The sequence below is a fragment of the Bacillus cereus group sp. Sample62 genome (genome assembly GCF_036851315.1).
Taxonomy (GTDB): domain Bacteria; phylum Bacillota; class Bacilli; order Bacillales; family Bacillaceae_G; genus Bacillus_A; species Bacillus_A wiedmannii.
Window position 1 is genome coordinate 3,159,458 of the sequence record NZ_JAFLPK010000001.1, and the last position, 25,549, is coordinate 3,185,006.

A 25,549-nucleotide genomic window follows, 5' to 3' on the forward strand; every position below is an offset into this window, starting at 1 on the left:
ACAATAGCTATTACCAATTTATTCCGAACAATATATAATCAATATATATATAATCGATTTGCAATACAAAAACGAGGTGATGTCATGGGTTGGTTTACTAAAAAGAATGATACGTTTAAGATTGATGTATTTAAGAACGATGCTAACAGTCAAGATGATACTTTAGGGGTAATTATACATTTCACACCTATCGCTATATATTTATACACTTGCGATGAGTACATAGAAACATTTGAAGGTGCGCTCACTTTTGAAAATGAGAACGGAAATCAAGTAGAAATCGGGGGTACTTTCATTTCTCTTGAAGTAGATGCTAATTTTCGCATGGACGATTTAATATTTGATTACAAACTAAAGGAAAGCAATCTACCTATTATTGAATTAAAAGCCTACGCATAAGGTTTATTTGTTTACTACAACAAGGATATAAATAAAAAAAGCTAAAACAGTTTTATCTGTTTTAGCTCTTTTTCCTACGTATTTAACTTAACAAATCTATAACTATGCGTTACTAACACTTTTAATATCGCATATCCTGGAATTGCTAAAATAATCCCCATAATTCCAAATAAATTTCCGGCAGTTAAAATAATAAAAATGATAGTAATCGGGTGAATGTCTAGCTTTTTTCCCATAACTTGCGGAGAAATAAATTTACCTTCTGCTAATTGTACGACCATCATTACGATAATTACTTTTAACACCATTGATGGCGAGTCAATAAATGCGATAATTAATGCTGGTGTAATTGCAATGATTGGTCCTACGTACGGAACGATATTTACAATCATTGCTAAAATAGCGAGTAATACCGCATATTTAATACCAATAATAAGGTAACCGATTAATAACATAATACCGATAAACAAGCTAACGATAATTTGCCCTCTAATATACGAGCTAATCGCATAATGCATATCATCTAGTATTCTCATCGCTGCTGGGTGTCTTTGTTCTGAAATAAACTTTAAAAAGTGGTTCGGTAATTGTTCACCATCTTTTAAAAGATAGAACAATATAAATGGAACCATTACAAACGTTAAAACGACCTCTGTAACAGTACTTAAAAATCCAGTTACATTTCCAGTTACTGATGATAACGACTTCGTAAAATCAACTGTGTAGTCTTTTACCATACTCGCTACATCAATATTTAAATTCTCCTGAATTTTACCTAATAAATTACTTTCTCCAAATCTACGTGCTGCTCGTTCGATTTCATGACCGAAATACGGTAAGTTATCTATTAATGCATCGATTTGATCTTTAATAATCGGGATTACCGTAACAACTAAAAACACAAATAATCCTAGTACTATTATATATATAGAAGCGATTGATACGATTCTTGAAACACCTTTCTTTTCTAAAAGCGAAACGAATGGATGCAATATATAAAATAGCACACCCGCTAATAATACCGGGAAGAAAATTGTTTTTAAAAAGACGATAAACGGAGTAAAAACAAAAGAAATTTTCGTTAGCAGTAATATGTTAATGAACAATAACGCAAATCCAAGTAACACCGCTAAATAATTTTGTTCTCTAAAAAACTTTTTCAACTTATCTCTTTTTCTTATATTTACTTTTTCCAATGAAACCACCTCTTCGAATGATGAAAAGCCCTTATTCAGGGCTTTTTGTCATGATCTATATCTTTATTTTCTTGCAGCTTTCACTACAAATGATACAATAAGAATTAACACGATTGCTCCTAATAATGCTGGCACGACATGAATCCCACCAAATGATGGCCCGAAAGATCCAAATAATCTACCACCTAACGAAGCACCTAATAAACCTGCGATAATATTTCCGAACATACCACCTGGAAAATTTTTACCCGTTATAGAACCTGCAATTGCACCTATAATAGCACCAACTATTAATGTGATAATCCATCCCATTTTTAGTCCTCCATTTCTATTATAGTGTATTTCTTTTTGATACTAAATTATTATGTAACTATTATAATTATTATATCCAATAAAGAAAAATCTTGTCAAATCTATGAAAACAAAGCCTATAAGGAGGTTTTTACCCAGTGATTCAAAAATTAATAACAACTTCTCACAAAACCGCTACTTCTATTTTAAGCATTCAAATACCCGCTTATGAAATTGAGGCACAATACATAAATAGTACAGCTATCCCTCGCCTTTATGATACTGTAGCCGATATTCGATCATGTGATGAAATTTTCTATGGCTATTTTTATGAAGATACGCTTGCCGGGTTTATTTCTTTTAAAATGGATGAAGAGGAAGTTGATATTCATCGCTTAGTAGTATCCCCCGATCATTTTCATAAAGGAATTGCCACAAAACTACTACTTTATGTATTTGACATGTTCTCCCCTTCGCAAACATATATTGTACAAACAGGGAAAGAAAATACACCTGCTCTGTCTTTATATAAAAAACATGGCTTTATTAAAATAAATGATATTATATTACCCGATGGAGTGGTTTTAACCTCACTCGAAAAATCAGAAAAAATTAAATAGTTTGACTCATCAATTTATTTATGTTATCTTTTACTTTATAATACCTTTTGCTGAGTCCAATTTTTGGAGCGGGGGAACCATTTTTGTAGCTATGCTACTTGGGGCGAATCTTTTTTAAGTAGGGAAACTCTCACTTCCCGAGTCCGACAGCTAACCTCGTAAGCGTAATGGGAGAGGAAGGTGCTTTTTGCCTATGTTACACAGTGTACCTCCTTAATTATAAATATGGGATCGATACCAATAGACACCTATATTTATAGAAAAGGAGACATGTATAATGTTACGTTTATCTGATCACGCAATAAAAATGATGGAGCAAAGACTTCGACTCGAACAACATCGCACATATCAAGCTAATAAAGTTGTAGATAACTTACATCACAAATACTTCTTTCAACATATTTTTCAACCGAAAAGATAAAGAAAAAAACACAAGGTGTGTCTATACAGACATTCCTTGTGTTTTTTATATTCCTTATAGTATTCTCACTACATTTAAACTTGCCGTAATCGCACCTGCTATAGTCGTCACATGCCCTACACCTAACGGGCCATTTTGTAATATTAATGTTGAATTGGCACTCGTTACATTCACAAGAAGTGTATTTGAAATGGCTGGTTCGATTACTACCGTTGATGTCGTCACATTTTGTATGAAACTCCCTGTTACTTGTGTTCCATTTAATAGCAACCTAACGGATACTGTCTCATTCCCACCAGTCGCGTCCCCTTGGAAATAGTAGCTTACTAAATATATTCCTGGTGTGGATACTGTGACAGTTGTAGCACTAGTTAAAGATACACCCGTTCCATATACAGTTGATCCAGAATTAATTGGGATGTTGGCATTTGCTGCAATTGTACTTGTTGAGGTAGAGAAGAAATAGCCACCACCTGTTGATATGGCAGACAATCCAGTTGCTCCGGTTAAGCCGGTTGGGCCCGTAGCACCTGTTGGTCCTGTTACTCCCGTTCCCCCTGTTGCTCCTGTTATTCCTTGGATTCCTTGGATTCCTGTCGGTCCTGTTGCACCAGTCGATCCAGTCGATCCCGTTGCACCCGTTGGACCGGTTATCCCTTGTGGACCTTGGATTCCTTGTACTCCTTGTGGACCTGTTACTCCCGTCGATCCCGTTGCACCCGTTGGACCGGTTATCCCTTGTGGACCTTGGATTCCTTGCACGCCTTGTGGACCGGTTGCTCCAGTCGGTCCCGTTGCTCCGGTTGCTCCGGTTTCTCCTTGTGGGCCTTGGATTCCTTGAGGACCTTGAGGGCCCGTTACTCCCGTCGGACCTGTTGCTCCTGTTGCTCCGGTTGGACCCGTCGAGCCAGTTATACCTTGTATGCCTTGAGGTCCAGTCGGGCCTGTTGGACCAATCGGACCTTGAATTCCTTGAATTCCTTGAATGCCCTGTGGTCCTGTTGGGCCTTGTATCCCTTGTATTCCCTGAATTCCTTGCGGGCCTGTTGCACCTGTTGGACCAGTTGGACCCTTTGGACCTTGCACTCCTTGTATTCCAGTCGCACCGGTTGGACCTATATCTCCTTGTGGACCTTGAATTCCTTGGATTCCTTGAGGACCAGTTGGACCTGTTATACCACTTATCCCTTGTACTCCTTGTAAACCTTGAGGACCGGTTGGACCGATTGGACCTTGGATTCCTTGCAGACCTTGTAAGCCTGTTGGTCCAGTTGCTCCCATTACTCCTTGCTCACCTTGGATTCCTTGTATTCCTTGTGGGCCTGCCTGCCCAATTGGACCTTGTGCCCCTTGCACTCCTTGTTGACCGGTTGGGCCAGTTGCTCCTATCGGTCCCTGTACTCCTTGTAAACCCTGTAATCCGGTTGGACCTGTTAGCCCCATTACTCCTTGTGGACCTTGGATTCCTTGGTCACCCGTTGGACCAGTTGCCCCCATTGGTCCCTGTACTCCTTGCAAACCTGTTAAACCAGTCACCCCTGTCGGTCCCTGTATTCCTTGCACTCCTTGGATTCCAGTCGCTCCTGTTGCTCCGGTCGATCCAGTTGCTCCAGTTGCTCCAGTCGGACCAGTTGGACCTCCCGGTGATCCTGCTGGACCCGTCGGACCAGTTGGGCCTCCTGGTGGCCCTGTTGGACCTGTTGCTCCGGTTGGACCCGTTGCAGATCCAGTTGGGCCGGTTACCCCCGCCTGACCGGTCGAGCCTGTTGAACCTGGATCCCCTTGCAAGCCAGTTGCCCCTGTTGGACCTATTACACCTTGCACTCCTTGAATTCCTTGAGAGCCAGTTGGACCAGTCGGCCCCATATCACCTTGTGGACCTTGTAAACCTTGAACGCCAGTTGTCCCTGTTGGTCCCATCGGCCCTTGTTCCCCTTGAATTCCTTGAGAACCTGTTGGACCTGTTGGACCAATCGGACCTTGAATTCCTTGTATTCCTGTTATCCCTTGTAAACCACTACTCCCTAAATTACCTTGAACACCTTGTATACCCGTATTTCCAGTTGGACCAGTTGGACCGATTTCTCCTTGCACTCCTTGTATACCTTGTATTCCGGTTGGGCCGGTCAGACCAATTTCTCCTTGCACTCCTTGTATACCTTGTATTCCGGTTGGACCTGTTTCTCCCATTGGTCCAGGTATTCCTTGTATCCCTTGAATACCTGTTGGACCTGTCGGACCCCTTTCGCCTTGAATACCTTGAACACCTTGAATTCCCTGTGGACCTTGTTCCCCCATCGGACCTTGACTACCTTGAGCACCTTGTTGTCCTGTTAAGCCAGTTGGACCAGTTGAGCCAATTTCTCCCTGCACCCCTTGCACTCCTTGAATTCCTGTCGGACCTGTTGGACCAATTGGTCCTTGTACGCCTTGTATTCCTTGCGGGCCAGTCGGTCCACCTAAAGAACCTGTCGGACCCGTTGGACCAGTTGGCCCCGTAATACCTGACGCCGGAAAAGGAATAGGTGCTTGAAACTTACTACACTTATCTTGATCCCTCACAAGCATCTCCCCCGTTATAACTAACGTGTCAAACTATTTTTAATACATTTAAACTAGCTGTTATCACTCCAGATAATGTCGTTACATGCCCAATAGCTAATGGACCATTTTGCAAAGATAAAGTAGCATTTGAAGAAGCAACATTAATGACCATCGTATTAGAAATCGCTGGTTCTAATACAAAGGTACCTCCTGTAACATAAAAAATAAGACTCCCTGCGACTTGCGTTCCATTTAAAGTAAGACTCACAGAAATCGTTTCATTCCCCCCATTTGGATCACCTTGAAAATAATAGCTGACTAAATATATTCCCGGCGTACTTAACGTTACAGTTGTTGCATTTGTTAAACTGACACCGGAACCAAAAGTTGTAGATCCAGAATTGATTGGTATTAACGCATTCGCTGCAATTGCACTCGTTGAAGTAGAAAAGAAATAACCGCCACCGCTAGGTAAGCCAGTCGCCCCTGTTGCACCTACTATTCCTAAGAAACCTATAGCCCCTATACTACCAGTGGCTCCGGTAGGTCCCACAGCTCCAATCGGCCCTTGACTACCTTGCGCTCCGGCTAACCCTTGACTACCACTAACCCCTGTCATTCCACTTACTCCAGTTGGGCCTTGCAAACCTTGAATACCTTGAGCACCTTGTATTCCAGTTACTCCGGTTGCTCCGGTCGCTCCTGTACTTCCTGTACTTCCTTGTATACCTATAATCCCTTGAACGCCTTGTATACCTTGTGCCCCGGTCGCCCCTGTTTCTCCTGTCGCCCCTGTTGCTCCAGTTACACCTGTTATCCCAACATTCCCTTGTGGTCCCTCAGGTCCTTGACTACCTTGCGCACCTTGCACTCCTTGTAGACCTGTTATCCCGTTTTCTCCTAAATCCCCTTGGGGACCTCTAATTCCTTGCGAACCTGTCGGACCTGTTATTCCTTGTATTCCTTGCATACCTTGAGAGCCTTGCGCTCCTGTTGGTCCTACTATACCTTGTATTCCTTGAGGTCCCTGCAAACCGATAGCACCAGTTGGACCTATTATTCCTTGAATTCCTTGAAGACCTTGGGCACCTTGAGCACCAGTCAATCCAATTTCCCCTTGTATTCCTTGCACTCCTTGTATCCCTTGAACGCCAGCTGCTCCTGTTTCCCCTCGTATCCCTTGAGGGCCTTGTATACCTTGTGCTCCAGCTGCTCCTGTTTCTCCTCGTATTCCTTGTGGGCCTTGGACTCCTGCCGCTCCTGTTGTGCCTGTAGGACCTATTATTCCTTGTAACCCTTGTATTCCTTGTGCCCCTGTTGGACCTGTTACCCCTTGTATACCTTGCACACCTTTAGGACCTTCTGCACCAGTTGGACCAATTTCTCCCTGCGGGCCTTGAGTTCCTTGGGGGCCTTCTACACCAGTTGCTCCTGTTATTCCTTGGTTACCTTGAGAACCTTGTGCACCTTGCATTCCAACTACACCAACTACCCCTTGGGAACCTTGTGCTCCCCTTACACCTTGAGCTCCAGTAGGACCAGTTATGCCTTGTGACCCTTGTATTCCTATTGCACCTGTTCCTCCGGTTATACCCCGTGCACCTGTTCCACCCGTTGGACCTGTTGGACCCCCAGGTGGACCGGGTGGACCAGATGGACCTGTCACTCCACTAGATGGACCAATTGGACCGGTTGTTCCCGTCGGGCCACCCGGTGGTCCTTCTGGGCCTTGCATACCAAAACTCCCTGTTGCTCCTGTTATCCCTCGTACTCCTTTTGCTCCTTGAAAACCTGTGGATCCGCTTACTCCTTGTATCCCTTGAATACCTTGTGGACCTTGAGGGCCTATTACACCTGTTATCCCCTTTATTCCGCTTATGCCTTGAGGGCCTTGTATTCCAGTAGAACCAGTTGGGCCAGTTACACCTTGTATCCCTTGATCACCTTGGTGTCCTTGCTCTCCAGTAATTCCTTGTATTCCTTGTGGACCTTCTTCTCCTTGTATACCTGTAGTTCCGTCCTCTCCTTGTATACCTTGCGCTCCTTGGAGACCTTGAGGACCCGTTACACCTGATATCCCGGTTCCACCTATTTCTCCCTGCATCCCTTGTGCGCCCGTTTGTCCTCGCTCACCTATTTCTCCTTGTATCCCTTGGGCGCCTTGTATACCTTGACTACCAGCAGGGCCTGTAATTCCTTGTATTCCTTCTAGTCCTTGTAATCCAATATCGCCAACAGGACCTTGCTCTCCAATTAATCCTTGAGGACCTTGTAAGCCGACCGGACCAGTAATTCCTTGCTCTCCAGTATCACCAATGGCACCTTGTATTCCTTGAGCTCCCGTTGTTCCTCGCGAACCTTGTATGCCTTGAATACCTTGAGGGCCTTGTGGACCCGTTGTTCCTATAGGTCCAGTGATTCCCGGAGGTCCGACAGGACCTTCATGCCCTCCAGTTGGACCAGTTGGACCACTATTACCAGTAGGACCCGTTGCTCCTATAAGTGGAAGAGGCAGTGCCACTCCAAATTTTTTGCACTTTCTATGATGACGCACAACAATCCCCCTTCCCCAAAATAATTACACCTTTTATATGAAATGCATTTTTATAAGAAAAGTACACCTCTGACCTCATTTTTCAAAAAATAAAGAAGCCTATCATTTCATTTATTTGAAATGATAGGCTTCTTTTTATAAAGTACTTTACTTTCTCGCCTTAATAATAAAAGTCGTTGGCACCATTCTAGCTTTATATAACGAATAATATTTCGTAGACGGCTCAGCTCGTTCTTCATCAAATGAGCTAGATGGTTCAGGTTCTTCTATTCTCTCAATTGTAAATCCCGCTCTATTTAACTCATTTATGTATGTACTTATTTTTCTCTTATATAATGTCGCTCGTACATTTTCTCCTTTAAATGTTTCAAACGTAATAGGAGTTTCCTCATGATAAGAAGACTTTAAAAGGATTTCTTCTGTACCATACTGTAAGTTTGAATATACGGGATGTTCCCAGCTAAAAATAAAACTTCCTCCTGGCTTTAAATAGGAATAAATAAGCTCTACTGTTTTTCCTAAATTTGAAGTCCAACCTAATGCATAAATGGAATATACAATATCAAAATACCCTTTCGGAATATCTCCTTCTTCTTCCATTGCTCCGCATACTAACTTTGGATTCCAACACTTTAACGTTTCACTCGCTGTTTTAATTTGTTCACTTGAAAGATCAAGCCCCCATACTTCCTCTGCCCCGTGTTCTGCCATATATTGCAAAGAATGCCCACTTCCACATCCAATATCAAGAACTTTTTTATTTCTAATTGAATCGAACAAATGAATCTCATCTTCAGACGCTGTATACGGACCATATTTCGGTAAACAATCCACTTGAAAGAAATAAGGTGCAACTGTATCCCAACACTTTTTATTTAAAGCTAACATTTGTGTACTTTCCATATCCTTCATTCCCCCATCCTATCTTCTTCCCCTAATATTAATTACACATCATAACCCGATCTCCCTTTTCTCTTCGCTCGGTAGTTTTTTACTTTTGCAATCGTACCGCACGCTCTTCCTCCTGTTTCTCCAGCATACATACCGCACCATCTTTTACTTCCATTTCGCGAATGATCATAAAATACCCAGCGACAATCTGGGCATGCTTTTAACCTCCCCCACAAATTTTCTTGAATTGACATTAACACAATGCTTAATACTTTTGTATATACATTCTCTTCGTGCACAGGCTCATATGTAATACCTTTCATATCTTCCCTTACATGTACATGAAATGGGTATTTCTCTAACCACTTTTGCAATGATCCTTCGCCTTCAACCGTTAACCGAATATCTTCTCGAAAACTTTTTAATTCCTCTATCGTATGAAATGGAACCTCTTCATGAAAATATTCTTTCATAAAGAGCTTTATATCCTCTTCTGTTTGCAGCATGTCAATTGGCTCTCTCGTATCGTTTGGTATTTTCCATGTATTTAAAAATTCCCGAATATATTCTAATTCATTTGGTGCATTTTGATTCAATTCCATCCACCTTCTTCTTAAAATTTACTTTTTTCTGACTTTATGTATAATTATAATATAAAATAGTTAACCATTAAAAAAATTTACCGGTTACAATATTAGGAGGAGTTCTATGAAAAGTTTCTCAATACCGATACGTTTCATGCTTATTTCTTCATTTTTTATGTCTTTTGGGTATTTTGCAGTATACGCATTTTTAGCTATTTATCTATTAAGCTTTCTTCATTTTTCTGCTGTTCAAGTAGGAACAGTTTTGACGGTTATGACAATCACATCACGAGTTATCCCATTATTCTCAGGATTAATTGCTGACAAAATAGGCTATATCATTATGATGATATCCGGATTATTTTTAAGAGGAATCGGATTTATCGCTTTAGGAATATGCTCTGATTTCTATACAATTTCTATTTCTTCTGCACTTATTGGCTTCGGAACTGCATTTTACGAACCTGCTGCGCGCGCCATATTCGGCTCACAACCAGCTCATATGAGAAAAAATTTATTTACATATTTAAACCTTAGTTTTAATTGCGGTGCAATAATCGGACCAATTGCAGGAGGGTTCTTACTCTTACTCAATCCCATCTATGCTTTCTCTCTAACAGGATCTCTTATGCTGTTATTCGCTTTTATCTTTTACTTACTTAAAAATCACTTCCAAGTCACTACTGAAAACACGTCTATTACATTTGGAATACAGGCTATCTTACAAAACAAATCTTTCCTTTTATTTTCATTTATTATGATTTTCTTCTATATTATGTTTACTCAGCTTACTGTCGCACTTCCACTTCATATGAAAAACATTAGTAATAGCAACCAGCTTGCTACACTAGTTATTACGATAAATGCAATAACAGGCGTCATATTTATGGTATTATTTCGAAAACTATTTCATAAATACAATACACTTTCGATTATTAAATACGGTGTTTTATTAATGAGTATTTCCTTTTTACTCATTCCTTTATTTCAACACCCGTATTGGCTATTTATTTGTGTAATTTTATTTACAATTGGCGAAACACTCGTATTACCTAACGCTGATATTGCTATTGCAAACTACAGTAACGAATCCTATACAGCTACTTACTTCGGATTTTATCAACTATCACTCGCATTTGGTTTTATCATCGGTAATTATACCGGTACATCTTTTACATCCAACTTAGGCGGAATGTATACACCATGGCTTATTTTCGGTGGAATAGGACTTATTGGTTTTATTTCACTACATATTTTAAATATTAAAAAAAGATTCCCTAAAGAAGATATATACCTATGTAATAATACGAAACACCTTTAACACATTACAATTGAGATGGTACCTTTAGACAACCGGCCTATAATAAAAAGATTCGACCATCATATTTAACAGTCAAATCTTTTTATTTTTCATATTCAAGATGATTATGTCTTTTACAACCAAATAAATAGCAACCCCCTAAATGATAAGTTTCAAATTCTAACCCTGGAACATATCCAGATTTGATACGTTCTATCATTGTTTTATAACAATTATTCTCTTTTGTATATTCCTCAATTAACTCTGTCTTATCTTTTTCTGTCCAGTTTTCTTCTACTTCTTCATTTTGAACATCTTCTATTTCTGCTGTTTTCGCTTCGATAGATTCCCGTATAACTTCATTTATACGCGTGAAATTATTAGCTTTATATAAAGCATAAACAAATCTACCAATCCAATTGGGGCTTTTCCAAACTTCTTTGTATCCCTTTTCGAACCATTCAATTGCTTCTTTATAACAATTCAACTCAACATATAAATCTGCTACACGAATTTCTCCTACAAAATCATCAGCTTTCCTGTTAAAAGCATCTAACTTCTCTTTCGCTTCTGTCGTTCGCCCTAAATCAATTAAACATTTTACATAGCTATACATTATATAGTCCGAATCCCTTGCAACTCGCAAGAAAAATTCCGAAGCTTTTTCTAACTCTCCAAGGTTATAATGCGCTACAGCTACATTGTGAAATGCTTCACCCGATGGTTGCATCGAAATAGACTTTTGTAATACTTCTTTCGCTTCTTCCCACTTTTCTTGTTTCGTGTAAATTTCCCCTAAGATGTTATAAGGAAAGTATGAGGAAGGATTCAACTTAATAACTTCTCTTATTAATTCAAGAGCTTTATCATCATCCTCTTCCTCATAAAAGTACATCCAAGCAAGATTATTGAGAGATTGTATACCTCTAGATTCATGTACTGCTTGATGAAACAGTTCCATTGCTTCCACATATTTATTTTGTTCAAACATTTCAATTGCCTTCTCGTTAATGTTCAAGTAACTACCTCCGAAGTGAATGAATTCATCTATTCCTTATCATTATTTTAATATGAAAAAATTAGAATTCCCATAAAAAATAAGATCACTTCGCATTAAGTTCTTTCTCCTATCTACATGTCATCATATAGTTGGATATCCAATTCGTAATGATTTTAACAACACTGCTTTCTACAGAAAATATATACCTACTGTAAAGATAATGATTTAAAACAATAAGTAAACTTTTCAAACCCTTAAATTGGATATACAGCCTATTTAATTTTACATATTATGGTACAATCAAAAAGAGTGCTAGCTAAACATTTACGTTCCACACTAGCAGTCTAGCAATAGCAAAATCAAAAATCACTTGAAATTGGGGGATGTTATGAGAAAGAAATTAAGTGCTCTTCTATTCATCAGAATCATATTATCCGAATGTTCAACTATAGTAGGAAATTCTTTAGAAACTGGAAAAGGCAGTATGGAATTATTAACACCGACGATTACAACAAAAGATAACGAATTAGAAATTAAGACTGAAGGTATCGATGAAAATAAAGTAACGTTTATTTATGTTGCCAATAAAAAAGTATTGGAACAAAAAATTAATAATGGCGAATCCTAAAAAGTTAACATTAAAGATATCGAGCATGCTCATAGGACAGATTACAAACCAAAAGTTCAACTTTTGCAAACGAAAGATGATGATAAAGATGGAGAAATGGTAACGTTTAAACAAGTTAGATATACAGTTAAAAAAAATTAATTTTACAGGTATTTCATTATAAATGTAACGAACGAAAATTCACTTTTAACAGAGGGTAAATGTAAGGGGTGCTAGCATGAAAAGAAGATGGATTTATTGGTGGATTGGTAACATATTTTGGATTATAACTTTCGGGATATTGGCAGCTAGCATTTGGCTAAGAGCGGTTGATGGGACCGGTGTTACTCAAACACTTGAGCTGAAATTAATAGCCTTTATCGTTTTATTAATTGCATTTATATTACCACTAATTATTCAAGTTGTATGGTTACTTGTTAATTTGAGAAAGAGTAGAAAAAATAATACATAAAAAAGAGAGGAATCTTTTTTAAACTAGATTCCTCTCTTTTTATTTTGGGATTATGTCGTGCTTTTAAAGCTGCACTACTCCCTTTTCTTTACGATACATGTTCATCTTTCTTCTTCATTAACGCTCTTTTCTTCATCGCCTTCGTTAAATATCCGCCTTTAAATGAACGGATTTCATAAGAAGACATAAACGCTTTCGGTGCAATTTCATTAATAATTTCTAACAGTTCTTTTTCTCTAGAACGCTTTGCAACAATATCTAAACGATAACGTATAGAATTAATACCTTCACCTTCAAATACTGTAACGCCAAATCCTGAGTGACGTAATTCATCTACTAATTCATTACAACGGTCTAGTAAACTAACTTGATACGTAATATAACCAATTGCTAATTTGTTCTCTATATAACCGCCTAATAATAGTCCCGTACTAAAGCCAATGACATAGGCAATAATGTTCATCCAATTTGATAAATCTTGAAACACAATACCTAAACTGACAATGTAAATAGCTCCTTCTAACAATCCAACACCAGCAGCGGATCTTGTTTGATTCTTTACAAGCAAAATCGTACGGATTGTCAAAATTGGAACGTAAATAATTTGAAGCACAAAAATAAGTAACGCTTGTAACATTGGTATCCACCTCTTTCAAAAAGTCTTTTGTCATAATAACATACATAACCTTTAGAAATCGATGGGTTTTTAAATTTTTTTACATTATTTTTCATACTATTGAAAAACGTAAAAAAGAAGCGTATTATATTTGTCGTAAATTTGATTCCTTTCATTAGCTCGCTTAAACACAAAAAAGGAACCCCATTAGGCCCCTTTCATCATAGCTCTATGTTTTTCGAAGCATGTTCCCTTTGCTTCTCTTCCTCTTTCACTAACTGCATATTTGCATAAGCTAAATTTGCAATCATTAAAAAGTGGCCACCTAAAATGCCTGTACCAAATGCCCACATTTCCATTTCATGCTCAATTTCATACATGATGATAGCTCCTAAAATGGCTGCTGCAAATCGGTTTAGAACTCCTAATCCAGGAGCCTTTTCTTTCATTACGATACTTTTCCCAAGTTTCTCCACTCTGCGAGCTAATAACCAAAGGCAATATGCACTTACAGCTAATCCGATACCAAACCCTGTTACTTGTTTTCCAAACGGAGTAATCGTCCACATAAGTAGTAAACCACTAAAGATCGCATACAATTGTAATCGATATACACGTAAGGCTGCTTGAATCAAAATATCCGCTCCTAATTTCGCATTTTTTATACGTTAGAAGAAAAGCAGCAACTTACACAGTTGCTGCTTTCTCTTCTTCTTGTTCTTGTTCCATTTTACGAATTTCAACACGTTTAATTTGGTAAGCGTCTTTTTCTAACACTTTAAATTCATAACCTTCCGCCTCAACATGTTGTCCTTCTTCAATTTCATGATTTTGCATCATAATCCAGCCACCGATTGTATCCACATCATCTTCTTCAATGTGTAATCCAAACAAATCTTTTACTTCTGAGATAAGCACTTTTCCATCAACGATTTTATGGTGCTCATTCACATGCTGAATTGGTGGTGCTTCATCTTCATCATATTCGTCACGAATTTCGCCGACGATTTCCTCCAAGATGTCCTCAAGCGTTACAATCCCTGCTGTTCCTCCGTACTCATCATATAAAACAGCCATCGGAATTCGCTTCTTCTGCATTTGAAGTAATAAATCGTGAATTGGAGTCGTTTCCATCACTTCAATAATCGGACGCATATACGTGCGAATCGATGATAAATCTTCTTTATCGTTGTTCATATATCGAATAAAGAAATCTTTTACATTGACCATACCGATAATATCATCTTTATCTTCCCCAAAAATCGGATAACGTGTGTATCGTTCATTTTGGATTACTTTCATGTGTTCTTCTACTGAATCTTCCAGGTAGAAACCAATGATTTCTGTTCGCGGTACCATAATCTCTTTTGCAATACGATTATCAAATTCAAAAATGTTATTTACATACTTGTATTCAGCCTGATTAATTTCGCCACTTTCATAGCTATCTGAAAGGATAAGGCGTAATTCTTCCTCTGTATGAGCTACTTCATGTTCTGAAGCTGGTTTTAAACCGAATAAACCAGTTATCACACGCGCTGAACCGTTCAATACCCAAATAAATGGATACATAATTTTATAGAACATCATTAACGGAGTTGCCAATAATAGCGTTACTTTTTCAGCCTTTTGAATTGCCAGCGTTTTCGGAGCTAATTCCCCTACTACAACGTGTAAATACGTCATTAGCATAAAAGCAAGACCAAATGTTAATACTGATGAGATAGAAGGATTTATGTTCCATTTCTCAAATAACGGGTGTAATAACTTTTCAATTGTCGGTTCACCTAACCAACCTAATCCCATAGCTGTAACTGTAATACCTAATTGACAAGCAGATAAATATTCATCTAAATTTGTTGTTACTTTTTTCGCTGCTAAAGCACCGCGTTTCCCTTCCGCAACAAGCTGATCGATACGACTTGAACGTACTTTTACAATCGCAAACTCTGCTGCTACGAAAAATCCAGTAAATGCGATTAAAATCGCAACCATGACTAAATTAAATATTTCCAATGAATCCCCCTAGTTTAAAAAACTAAGGTGTCCACCTCCTGTATACTATAATGTTTTCTTATTTGTTCATTAGAAAACATAGCCCGATACAAAAATTAAAGAGGTCGGATTTCACTTTTTCTATAATAATAGAGCAAGTGTCTGTATTAAAGCTGTCGTTTGACCAGATAAAGATTTCGATATTTTTTCACGTTGTGAATCAGTCAATCCATCTAAAAGCGGCTTTAACTCCGTTAATTCTGCTTCTAATCGATGAATATGGTCTGTCACTTCATTCACATGTTTCGAAACGTGTTCATTGATACCGAGCAGCTTCTTCTTCTCCTCGATTTTCTCTTTAATCTCACAAAGCGGCATATGCATTTCTTTGCACTTCTCAATAAATTGTAATGTCTCAAATGCTGTTTCATCGTAATATCGATAATTAGATTGAGATCGCTCCGCTTTTAAGATTCCTAGATTCGTATAATAATCAATCGTGCGTTTCGACACGTGAGCCATGAGAGCCAACTGTCCGATTCGATACACCTTCCCAACGATCTTCCCCCCTTGTTTATATTACTAACATCATACAACACATAAACTGTACAGTCAAACGTGACGGTTTGTTATTCACAATTTATACAAAATTCCACATATTTTCTTACACTTACAAACTATGTTTTTAACTAAATAATTAGATTATCAAATTTATAAAACGACGTGCTAACGAAATATATTCATGAAATCACCTGTTCTTTTCAATCTTTCTTATTTTGGAACATACCATTTTCTAAAAAACAGCTACTCACAATAAACATCCCAATAAACTGAAAATTAAGTTATAATATTATTATAAAATATGAAGGAGGAATGCACGCATGTACTACAACACTTCATTCGAAAACGATCAACCTGTAGGCCGTCTATAAACTAAGGCGGGCATTCAAATAACACTTAACACTATGCCTCGTCTTAGGGAACTCATAATACCCTAAAAATAGACGGAGGTACTTCAAATGAAACAAACAATTTTAGGAGCTATATGCTTATCACTAGCAGCAAGTATATGGGGCGGTATGTATGTTGTTAGCAAATACGTACTCGACTTTATCCCACCACTGACACTCGTTTGGCTACGCTTTATCATTGCTTTTGTTGTTTTATATGGCATTTTGAAAATAGCTGAGAAAAAGCAAAAGAAAAAAGTAACCATTCACAAAAAAGATTGGCTATTATTCGCTTGGATTGGATTTATCGGCTATTTCATTTCGATTACTTGTCAATTTATCGGGACAAAATTATCCGACGCTCATACAGGCTCTTTAGTAACATCAGCTACACCTGCATTTATGGTTATATTTGCAGCGATCATTTTAAAAGAAAAACTAACCGCTCGTAGACTGTTATCTACTATAATAGCGACAATTGGTGTCATTATCGTAATCGGATGGGATATTGAAATTGGCTCCTATTTTATCGGGACAATCATATTAGTCGGAGCCGCTATTACGTGGGCTTTACTATCTATTTATGTGAAGGTTGCTGCAGCCAAATTTTCATCTTTAGTTATTACAACGTACGCTATATTCTTTTCACTCTTTTTCATTACACCTTTTATGATATGGGAATTCCAATCAAATCCTATTGAACATATGAACATGTATGTATTATTAGGCGTATTTTATTTAGGAATCGTCTCAACGGCAGGTGCATTTTTCCTTTGGAATAAAGGATTAGAATTAATGGATGCTAGCATCGGTTCCTTATTTTTCTTCTTCCAACCTATCGTTGGATCATTACTTGGCTGGCTCTTATTAAATGAGACATTAAATAATAATTTTTTTATTGGTGGTATTCTTATTATATCTAGCGTTTTAATTACTACTTTTGAAAAGAAATAAAAAACAGGCAGAGATTAAGAATCTCTGCCTGTTCGTATACACTCTTTACGCACTCCAATGCGATGGACGGGACAAAAATTTCGGTAATTTCGTATATTTGTCCCCTCTCGCCGCATTAACTTGAACTTGCGTCAGAAAAATACTATTTGTAAAGTCTGCTCCGCGAATATCTGCATCTCGCAAATCTGCCCCGATAAGATCTGCTCCTCGTAAGTCTGCACCATTTAAGTTAGCCGCAATTAAATATGCTCCTCTGAAATTCGCCCCTTGTAAATTTTTCTTTTTCAGATTTGCTCCCATAAGATCTGCACCGCGGTGAATGATTCGTTTCTTACGCGCAGCATTCATTTCCTTCCATACTAGTTCGCTCGTTTCTAAAAGGAGAATGTTCACTTCTGCTCTGTGCACCGGGACATATATTTCCATTAACTCATCTGGACTTAAATTCGAAAGTCGCTCTGTCTCTTCAATTGCTTCCTTTAATTCTTTATGGATTGACTGCGTCGCCTTTAAAAGAATAGCCTCATTCAAATACCAAAGCATTTCATGAAGCTGATGCATAACTGGAAAAGCATCATACATTTTTCTTGCATGCTTATTATCTTTCCGCCAATCAATTCCGTTAAATGTAACCTGAGAAATTTTCTGTCCAGCGCCGAAACATTCAAATACTGTACAACCTTTATACCCTTTTCCTCTAAGATTTTTATGTATACTGCATTTATAATCTGACTGTAAATTAGAACATGGTTTACCACCATCTTTATTCACTGCAAAATCTACTGATGCTGCGAACGGTAACGCCACGCAACATAGACCGAAGCATTTTTCACAGTTTGCTTTTAAATGATCGTTATGATTAGTCAAAATGTATACCCCCTGTTGTCTTTTGACTATTTCATAATATTCTAACTGCACAAAATAATCAATTTAAAAATAAACGAGCATCTTTCATTTCAAATCACAACTTTATCATCCGATTTCCTTTCAATTGAAAAAGACAGTTTCTACCCAATGAATTATAATTAAATTATAAAAATTCAAACTAAAACTAAAAGGAGAATTACTATGGCACTACAAATGAAAACAAACTGTCAAATTTGCGATCAATCGCTCGAGCAAAATTCTGAAGCTTATATTTGCGTGTATGAATGTACATTTTGCGCACCGTGTACAGAAGAAAGACTTAACGTTTGTCCAAACTGCGGCGGCGAGTTAGTACGCAGACCGAAAAAGAAACAGTAAAAAGCAAAGCGATATCGCTTTGCTTTTTTAGACAGCTGAAATTATATCAACGATTTTTCAAATATATCGAACACAACTTCAAATATATCAACGATTTTTTCAATATATCGACGTTTCGACAAAGGATATCGACTTACCGACAAATAACGACATCTCTATACCCATTCAACTTCGACACAACTTAAACATTTAAAAATTTAACACAAACAGGCTCTGGCACAACAACATCAGATTGTAACAATGTTAACTCCCCTGTCGTTTCATTTCTTGAAAATAACACAAGATTATGCGACTTTTCATTTGTAGCAACAAGGAACTTTTCAGTAGGATCTAATACAAAGTCTCTTGGCCAATTCCCTTCTGTAGATGTATGTTCAACAAATGTAAGCTCACCTGAGTTTTGATCCACACTGAAAACAGCAATACTATTATGACCGCGATTACCTGCATATACAAAGCGGCCATCAGAAGAAATATGAATAGCACTTCCTTGACTATTGTCATCAAATTCTTTCGGAACGGTAGAAATATACTGCAACTCTGTAAAGGATCCTTCTTCCGGATTATATGATAATACAATAACTTCCGAGCTAAGTTCAGTCATGACATAAGCATGTTTTCCGTTCGGGTGAAAAGCAATATGTCTCGGACCACTTCCTGGATTTACAGATAAACTATTCACTTCTTTTAATACACTATCTTTTATTTCATACGTAATTAATTTATCTATCCCTAAATCAACGCCCACTACATATTTTTCATCAGGAGTGTACCCCGCGTAATGTGCATGTGGTTTTTCTTGTCTTTCTTTATTCGGACCTGAACCTTCATGCATCATAATAGATGCGGCAGGATTTACAGTTCCATTTTCTTCATTTACTACGAAAGACTCAATCGTTCCTTTATGATAATTCGCTGTAACTACCGTATAATTTCCACTATCAACACTCACATGACAAGGAGAAGCACCTTCTACTACCTGTCTGTTTTCTGCTTTTAGCTCTCCAGTTTTACTATCGAGCGAGTAAGCAGCTACACCACCAGATTCGCCTTCCTTAACAACAGAATAGAGATATTCATTATTTCTGCTAATCGTTACATATGTAGGGTTATCCAGCTTGGCCGCAAGTGTTACATTACTAATTTTCTTTGCTTCCGTGTCTAACGTAAACTTATATATTCCTTCACTATTTTCTTTCGTGTACGTTCCAACATATCCAATAAACTCTTTGTTATCCGCCATTTTCATAACCCTCTCCCTATAGTTTTTATTCATCATATTTTTTACAGAACAACCGTGAACTATTTTTTGAAAGAACATCTTAAAAAACTTGAGTACCTCTTTATAAGTTACCATATTTCCCTGCCAAATAGCCTCTAAATCCACTTTTTTTGAAAAGCTGCTATACTCTCATATTCTTCTTCCAGATGACGGGCCAAACGAATATAGATTGGCGTTAAATCTTTATATTTTTCCACACTTTCCATGTTTGGTTCATGATAAAAATTTGCCCCAACCATTTCAGAAACTACATGTAACGTATCTACTTCACCTAAACTATATAAACCGAGGATTGCAGCTCCTAAGCAAGAGCTTTCAAAACTTTCGGGAACATATACGTCTTGATGGAAGATATCCGCCATCATCTGTCTCCAAAGTTCTGATCTTGCAAAGCCACCTGTCGCTTGAATTTTTTTCGGTTCACCAATTAGCTCTTTTAAAGCAAGAAGAACTGTATACAAGTTATAAATGATTCCCTCTAAAACAGCACGGATAAGATGCTCTTTCTTATGGTGTAGGCCAAGCCCAAAGAAAGATCCCCGCGCATTCGCATTCCATAAAGGAGCTCTTTCCCCTGCTAAATACGGATGAAATAATAAACCGTCAGATCCAGGATTCACTTTCGCTGCTATTTCAGTAAGCAATTCATAAGGATCTTTTCCTAAACGCTTCCCATGTTCAACTTCTAACGCACATAATTGGTCACGAACCCACCTGAAAATCATACCACCGTTATTAACCGGTCCACCAATTACCCAAAGGTCCTCAGTTAACGCATAACAAAAAGTCCTACCTTTCGGATCCGTTACAGGCTGATTTGTTACAACTCGCACCGCACCGCTCGTACCAATTGTAATAGCAACTACTCCAGGTTCTATTGCATTTACACCTAAATTTGATAGTACCCCATCACTCGCACCGACTATAAAAGGAGTAGTAACAAGTACATTCATCTCTCTTGCAAATTCTTCATCTAATCCTATTAAGCTGTGCGTCGTTGGAACGAGTTTAGAAAGCTTTCCCTCCGAAATTCCTGCAACACGAAGAGCTTCTTCATCCCATTTTAAAGATTTCAAATTGAACATCCCTGTTGCTGATGCTATTGAATAATCAATTACATATTCCTTATATAACTTATAAAAAACATATTCTTTGATCGAAATAAATTTATAACTTTTTGCAAACAATTCTGCCTGCTCATTCTGTAGCCAAACTAATTTCGAAAGTGGTGACATAGGATGAATTGGTGTACCAGTACGTAAATAAATTTCATGACCATTCATATCATTCTTTATTTTTTCTGCCCAGCTTGCACTTCTATTATCTGCCCATGTAATACATTTCGTTAATGGATTCCCCTTTTCATCTACAGCAATGAGACTATGCATTGCCGAACTAAAAGAGACACAAAGAATATCATTCGGCTGTACACTACTTGACTGTACAGTTTCTTTAATCGTATTTATTACCGCACGAAAAATTTCTTCTGGGTCTTGTTCTGCTGTTTCCGGCGTGGGAGAATATAAAGGATATTCAATTCCATGACTTGCAATAACAGATCCATCAATCGAAAACAGAACTGATTTTGTACTAGTTGTCCCAATATCTACACCAATCATATATTTCGAGTTCACCATGTAACCCCTTTCAAATTATTCCTATAACAAAAGAGCACTCTGATTTTGATTTATACAAAAAAGACTCTCCCTTATGAGAGGTACGTTTTTATAACCTATCCTCTCATAAGGGGGTCCTTTTCATAACCATTGTGCTATTCTGAGTTCCTTTTCATATTGCTGCTTTCACGTAATAAGATGCCAAACTCGAGATTAAGTTTATAGGATGAAGTTACATAGAGATTGGTCCTCTCGTGAAAAAAGCAATTGGCGAAACTTTACTTCATTATAACTTAGGTGCTTTCGCCCAATCAGCAGCGAACTTTTCAATACCTTGATCTGTTAATGGATGCATAGCAAGTTGTTCAATCACTTTATAAGGAATTGTTGCAATGTGAGCACCTGCCAACGCTACACGAGTTACATGATCTGGGTGTCTGACAGAAGCCGCAATAATTTGTGTATCTAATTGATGAACATCGAACAATTCAGCAATTTTCGCAACTAAGAGCACACCATCTTCAGAAATATCATCTAAACGCCCTAAAAATGGAGAAACGTACGTTGCACCTGCTCGAGCCGCTAAAAGAGCTTGGTTCACAGTGAAAATAAGTGTAACGTTCGTTTTCACACCTTTTTCAGTAAGATAGCGACAAGCTTCTAATCCTGCTAGCGTCATCGGAAGTTTTATTGTAACTTTTTCATCGCCACCGTTAATTTTAATCAGTTCCTCTGCTTGGGCGATCATTTCTTCAGCTGTAACAGCATCTGGAGTTACTTCTGCCGAAACAGATTCAACTTTAGGTACTGCCTGACAAATTTCTGCGATACGGTCTTCAAACTTAATGCCCTCTTTTGCTACTAAAGACGGATTTGTTGTAACACCCGCTAAAACTCCAAGTTTATATGCTTTTTTTATGTCCTCAAGATTTGCAGTATCAATAAAAAACTTCATGATTTATTCCCTCCATTTTTTTAACGTCAATGAGTTAAATTTTTAAGATGTTTATTTCTTCTCTACTGCATGTCCGCCAAATTCATTGCGCAGAGCTGCTACTACTTTTCCTGTAAATGTATCATTGTCTAATGAGCGGTAGCGCATTAATAACGACATTGCGATAACAGGAGTTGCTGTTTGAAGGTCTAATGCTGTTTCTACTGTCCATTTTCCTTCACCAGAAGAATGCATAACACCCTTAATTTCATCCAGTTTTGCATCTTTAGAAAATGCATTTTCTGTTAATTCCATTAACCATGAACGGATTACTGAACCGTTGTTCCATACTTTTGATACTTTTTCATAATCGTAGTCAAATTCACTTTTCTCTAGAATTTCAAATCCTTCACCAATAGCAGCCATCATACCGTATTCAATTCCGTTATGAACCATTTTTAAAAAGTGACCACTACCAGCTTTTCCTGCATATAAGAATCCATTTTCTACAGCTGTATCACGGAAGATAGGTTCAACGATGTCCCAAGCTTCTTGATCTCCTCCGATCATGTAACAAGCACCATTACGAGCGCCTTCCATTCCGCCAGAAGTTCCTGCATCCATAAAGTGAATGCCATCTTTCTTTAATTGCTCATATCGGCGAATAGACTCTTTATAATGTGAATTACCCGCTTCAATTAAAATATCTCCTTTTGAAAGCAATGGTGTAACCTCATCAATAACAGAATCAACAACAGCGTGTGGTACCATTACCCAAAGAATTCTTGGTGATTGTAATGACTGAACAAGTTCACTTAAACTAGATGTACCTGTTGCCCCATACTCTTTCATTTCTTCTACTGCGCTCGTATTTAAATCAAATGCTGCTACCTCATGTTTATGATCCATTAAATTTTTCCCTAAGTTTAATCCCATTTTACCTAAACCAATTAATCCTACTTGCATAATATAATTCCTCCTCAAATCATCTTTTATTAAAAATTCATATCACTACAATCTGAAATACCTTGCAGCACTGATATGTTGATATGTACAGAAAGGTATTCACAGTCATAGCTTAAGAATTCAATACATTTTTTGTAATTTGAACAACATTTTCTGTCGTAAATCCAAAGAGATTCATGACTTCAGCCCCAGTTCCTGAAGCTCCAAATGTTTCAATCGATAATATTTTTCCTTCTTGTCCTACATAACGCTCCCAGCCGAGAGATACCCCCATCTCAAGAGATACTCGTTTCGTTACAGAAGACGGAAGAACTGATTCTTTATATTCTTTCGATTGGTGATCGAATAGCTCCCAGCTTGGCATTGCAACGATACGAACAGAGACATTATCTTCTTCTAGTTTCGCTTTTGCACTAGCAGCTAAGGATACTTCAGAACCTGTTGCAATTAAAATTACATCCGGATTTTCATTTGTTTGCATTAATACATAAGCTCCTTTAGAAAGATTCTCTATGTTCGCTTTCGTTTCATGAAACACCGGTAAATTTTGACGGCTAAGTACTAAAACGACTGGACCATCCGTTTGCTGTAAAGCATAAGCCCAAGCATTCGCTGTTTCATTTGCATCTGATGGGCGGATAACTGTTAGACCAGGAATTGCCCGAAGAGCTGCCAATTGTTCAATTGGTTCATGCGTTGGACCATCTTCTCCTACAGCGATCGAATCATGTGTAAATACGTAAGTAACAGGTAACTTTTGCAATGCAGCAAGTCGAATGGATGGACGAAGATAATCATTAAATACAAAGAATGTACTTACGAACGGTTTTACTCCTCCATGAAGAGCCAGTCCATTCGCTGCCGCGCCCATTGCATGTTCACGTACACCAAAGTATATATTTCGGCCAGCATACGATTCTACCGCATACACTGCTTCACCTTTTATATCTGTCATCGTAGAATGCGAAAGATCTGCACTTCCACCGAAAATAGAAGGAATCGATTTCACATAATGATTAATAGCTTCTCCACTTGCAACGCGAGTTGAAATCGTTTTATCAGTATCGAAGGATAAAATGTCTTTTGCTTCGATTAAAACCTCACCGGTAATCGCTTTTTCTAATTCATCTGCTAGTGCAGGGTTCGACTCTCTGTATAAGTTGAACTGCTCATTCCATTCGTTCTCTTTTTCAGTACCTTTTTGTTTCAGTTCATTAAAATGAGCTGTTACTTCTTCCGGCACAAAGAAGTCTTCCTCATAATGCCAACCATACACTTGTTTTGTCGCTGTCGCTTCTTCTACTCCAAGCGGGTTACCATGTGCTTTGTTCGTTCCAGCAACTTTTGGACTTCCGTAACCTATAATGGTTCTAATTTCTATAAGAGTAGGTTGGTCCGTATTGTCTTTCGCTAATTGAATAGCTTTTGTAATAGCATCAACATCGTTTCCATCCTCAACTCTTACATATTGCCAATGTGCAGATTCTACCCTTTTCTGAATATCTTCAGAGAAAGCAATGTTTAATTCACCATCAAGTGAAATTTCATTTGAATCATACAGCACAATTAACTTGCCAAGTTTCATATGCCCTGCCATTGACATCGCTTCATAAGCGACACCCTCCATTAAATCACCGTCTCCAACTAAAGCGTACGTATTATGATCTATAATAGAGTGACCATCCTTATTAAACTTCGCTGCTAAATGCGCTTCTGCCATTGCCATTCCAACAGCATTGGCAATCCCTTGTCCTAACGGGCCTGTAGTCGCTTCAACTCCAGAAGTGTGACCAAACTCAGGATGTCCTGGTGTTTTACTATTTAACTTTCTGAAGCTTTTCAAGTCCTCAATTGAAACGTCATATCCAGTTAAATGAAGTAAGCTATATAGTAGGCTCGATCCATGTCCCGCCGATAAAACGAATCGATCACGGTTAAACCATTTTGGATGATTAGGATTGTGATTTAAATGATTCGCCCATAATGCATAAGCCATTGGTGCTGCGCCCATCGGAAGACCCGGATGACCTGAATTTGCCGCATTAATAGCATCAATCGATAACGTACGAAGCGTATTCACTGCTAATTGATTTATATTTTGTGCCATAGTAA

Annotated in this window: 24 protein-coding genes, 1 pseudogene and 1 riboswitch; of the genes and pseudogenes, 8 read left to right on the top strand and 17 right to left on the bottom strand. The window is 38.0% G+C overall.

The genetic code is table 11. The features are described from left to right. Positions 1–84 precede the first annotated feature (84 nt). The gene (locus J0835_RS16065; RefSeq protein WP_087981281.1) at positions 85–399 is read left to right on the top strand and encodes a hypothetical protein; all 315 of its coding nucleotides are present in this window, start codon (positions 85–87) and stop codon (positions 397–399) included. A 74-nt stretch (positions 400–473) separates the two neighbouring features. Here the strand turns inward: J0835_RS16065 and J0835_RS16070 are convergent, their stop codons facing one another. Together J0835_RS16070 and J0835_RS16075 are read right to left on the bottom strand one after the other, a co-directional pair. Next, positions 474–1,595 (bottom strand): AI-2E family transporter, encoded by a 1,122-nt coding sequence (locus J0835_RS16070; RefSeq protein ID WP_000416918.1) that lies wholly within the window; start codon positions 1,593–1,595, stop codon positions 474–476. Positions 1,596–1,658: 63 nt separating this feature from the next. Continuing rightward, positions 1,659–1,907: a GlsB/YeaQ/YmgE family stress response membrane protein gene (locus J0835_RS16075; RefSeq protein ID WP_000539721.1), complete on the bottom strand. Its 249-nt coding sequence runs from the start codon at positions 1,905–1,907 to the stop codon at positions 1,659–1,661. A 137-nt stretch (positions 1,908–2,044) separates the two neighbouring features. On the opposite strand from J0835_RS16075, the gene J0835_RS16080 reads away from it, so the two are divergent. Both J0835_RS16080 and J0835_RS16085 read left to right on the top strand, forming a co-directional pair. After that, positions 2,045–2,506 (top strand): GNAT family N-acetyltransferase, encoded by a 462-nt coding sequence (locus J0835_RS16080; RefSeq protein WP_087981282.1) that lies wholly within the window; start codon positions 2,045–2,047, stop codon positions 2,504–2,506. 38 nt (positions 2,507–2,544) lie between these two features. Then, a riboswitch (cyclic di-AMP (ydaO/yuaA leader) is annotated at positions 2,545–2,687 on the top strand. 96 nt (positions 2,688–2,783) lie between these two features. Continuing rightward, on the top strand, positions 2,784–2,927 hold the full coding sequence (locus J0835_RS16085; RefSeq protein ID WP_000945246.1) for a hypothetical protein: 144 nt from the start codon (positions 2,784–2,786) through the stop codon (positions 2,925–2,927). A 54-nt stretch (positions 2,928–2,981) separates the two neighbouring features. Here J0835_RS16085 and J0835_RS16090 read toward each other — a convergent pair whose 3' ends face one another. From J0835_RS16090 to J0835_RS16105, 4 genes are all read right to left on the bottom strand, one after another. After that, positions 2,982–5,495 carry a BC_3345 family exosporium-associated protein gene (locus J0835_RS16090; RefSeq protein ID WP_087981283.1) on the bottom strand — a complete coding sequence of 838 codons (2,514 nt, stop codon included), beginning with the start codon at positions 5,493–5,495 and terminating at the stop codon, positions 2,982–2,984. A 22-nt stretch (positions 5,496–5,517) separates the two neighbouring features. Next, on the bottom strand, positions 5,518–8,025 hold the full coding sequence (locus tag J0835_RS16095) for a collagen-like protein (protein WP_140386837.1): 2,508 nt from the start codon (positions 8,023–8,025) through the stop codon (positions 5,518–5,520). Between the two features lie 147 nt (positions 8,026–8,172). After that, positions 8,173–8,928 (bottom strand): class I SAM-dependent methyltransferase, encoded by a 756-nt coding sequence (locus J0835_RS16100; protein ID WP_087981284.1) that lies wholly within the window; start codon positions 8,926–8,928, stop codon positions 8,173–8,175. 41 nt (positions 8,929–8,969) lie between these two features. Next, positions 8,970–9,512, bottom strand: a complete 543-nt coding sequence (locus tag J0835_RS16105; RefSeq protein WP_140386838.1) for a CGNR zinc finger domain-containing protein — start codon at positions 9,510–9,512, stop codon at positions 8,970–8,972. 112 nt (positions 9,513–9,624) lie between these two features. Between J0835_RS16105 and J0835_RS16110 the strand changes: the two genes are divergently transcribed. Continuing rightward, positions 9,625–10,821: an MDR family MFS transporter gene (locus J0835_RS16110; protein ID WP_087981286.1), complete on the top strand. Its 1,197-nt coding sequence runs from the start codon at positions 9,625–9,627 to the stop codon at positions 10,819–10,821. Between the two features lie 82 nt (positions 10,822–10,903). Here the strand turns inward: J0835_RS16110 and J0835_RS16115 are convergent, their stop codons facing one another. Further along, positions 10,904–11,818 (bottom strand): tetratricopeptide repeat protein, encoded by a 915-nt coding sequence (locus tag J0835_RS16115; RefSeq protein ID WP_087981287.1) that lies wholly within the window; start codon positions 11,816–11,818, stop codon positions 10,904–10,906. Positions 11,819–12,188: 370 nt separating this feature from the next. On the opposite strand from J0835_RS16115, the pseudogene J0835_RS16120 reads away from it, so the two are divergent. Together J0835_RS16120 and J0835_RS16125 are read left to right on the top strand one after the other, a co-directional pair. Beyond that, a pseudogene (locus J0835_RS16120) lies at positions 12,189–12,569 on the top strand (hypothetical protein). Between the two features lie 76 nt (positions 12,570–12,645). Then, on the top strand, positions 12,646–12,879 hold the full coding sequence (locus tag J0835_RS16125) for a DUF3923 family protein (RefSeq protein ID WP_087981288.1): 234 nt from the start codon (positions 12,646–12,648) through the stop codon (positions 12,877–12,879). Between the two features lie 88 nt (positions 12,880–12,967). Here the strand turns inward: J0835_RS16125 and J0835_RS16130 are convergent, their stop codons facing one another. The 4 genes from J0835_RS16130 to J0835_RS16145 form a co-directional block, all read right to left on the bottom strand. Next, a complete protein-coding gene (locus J0835_RS16130; RefSeq protein ID WP_000938437.1) occupies positions 12,968–13,516 on the bottom strand; it encodes a DUF2179 domain-containing protein in 549 nt (182 codons plus the stop codon). Between the two features lie 200 nt (positions 13,517–13,716). Further along, complete coding sequence (locus J0835_RS16135) at positions 13,717–14,130, bottom strand: ATP synthase subunit I (RefSeq protein ID WP_046957915.1); 414 nt, start codon at positions 14,128–14,130, stop codon at positions 13,717–13,719. A gap of 52 nt (positions 14,131–14,182) precedes the next feature. Beyond that, a complete protein-coding gene (locus tag J0835_RS16140; RefSeq protein WP_087981289.1) occupies positions 14,183–15,511 on the bottom strand; it encodes a hemolysin family protein in 1,329 nt (442 codons plus the stop codon). A 120-nt stretch (positions 15,512–15,631) separates the two neighbouring features. Beyond that, a complete protein-coding gene (locus J0835_RS16145; RefSeq protein ID WP_087958918.1) occupies positions 15,632–16,039 on the bottom strand; it encodes a MerR family transcriptional regulator in 408 nt (135 codons plus the stop codon). A 470-nt stretch (positions 16,040–16,509) separates the two neighbouring features. On the opposite strand from J0835_RS16145, the gene J0835_RS16150 reads away from it, so the two are divergent. Further along, positions 16,510–17,394, top strand: coding sequence for a DMT family transporter (locus tag J0835_RS16150; protein ID WP_087981290.1), 885 nt, complete (start codon positions 16,510–16,512; stop codon positions 17,392–17,394). Between the two features lie 45 nt (positions 17,395–17,439). On the opposite strand, the gene J0835_RS16155 is transcribed toward J0835_RS16150, so the two are convergent. Next, on the bottom strand, positions 17,440–18,261 hold the full coding sequence (locus J0835_RS16155) for a pentapeptide repeat-containing protein (RefSeq protein WP_087981291.1): 822 nt from the start codon (positions 18,259–18,261) through the stop codon (positions 17,440–17,442). A 201-nt stretch (positions 18,262–18,462) separates the two neighbouring features. On the opposite strand from J0835_RS16155, the gene J0835_RS16160 reads away from it, so the two are divergent. Continuing rightward, positions 18,463–18,639: a DUF1272 domain-containing protein gene (locus J0835_RS16160; RefSeq protein ID WP_087981292.1), complete on the top strand. Its 177-nt coding sequence runs from the start codon at positions 18,463–18,465 to the stop codon at positions 18,637–18,639. Positions 18,640–18,820: 181 nt separating this feature from the next. Here the strand turns inward: J0835_RS16160 and J0835_RS16165 are convergent, their stop codons facing one another. From J0835_RS16165 to tkt, 5 genes are all read right to left on the bottom strand, one after another. Continuing rightward, positions 18,821–19,888 carry a lactonase family protein gene (locus tag J0835_RS16165; protein ID WP_087981293.1) on the bottom strand — a complete coding sequence of 356 codons (1,068 nt, stop codon included), beginning with the start codon at positions 19,886–19,888 and terminating at the stop codon, positions 18,821–18,823. Positions 19,889–20,016: 128 nt separating this feature from the next. Next, positions 20,017–21,558: a gluconokinase gene (gene gntK, locus J0835_RS16170; RefSeq protein WP_087981294.1), complete on the bottom strand. Its 1,542-nt coding sequence runs from the start codon at positions 21,556–21,558 to the stop codon at positions 20,017–20,019. Between the two features lie 265 nt (positions 21,559–21,823). Continuing rightward, on the bottom strand, positions 21,824–22,492 hold the full coding sequence (fsa, locus tag J0835_RS16175) for a fructose-6-phosphate aldolase (RefSeq protein ID WP_087981295.1): 669 nt from the start codon (positions 22,490–22,492) through the stop codon (positions 21,824–21,826). A gap of 51 nt (positions 22,493–22,543) precedes the next feature. Continuing rightward, entirely contained in the window at positions 22,544–23,437 is an 894-nt protein-coding gene (gnd, locus tag J0835_RS16180) for a phosphogluconate dehydrogenase (NAD(+)-dependent, decarboxylating) (RefSeq protein ID WP_001195919.1), read from the bottom strand. Between the two features lie 112 nt (positions 23,438–23,549). After that, positions 23,550–25,544 carry a transketolase gene (gene tkt, locus J0835_RS16185; RefSeq protein WP_087981296.1) on the bottom strand — a complete coding sequence of 665 codons (1,995 nt, stop codon included), beginning with the start codon at positions 25,542–25,544 and terminating at the stop codon, positions 23,550–23,552. Positions 25,545–25,549: the final 5 nt, after the last annotated feature.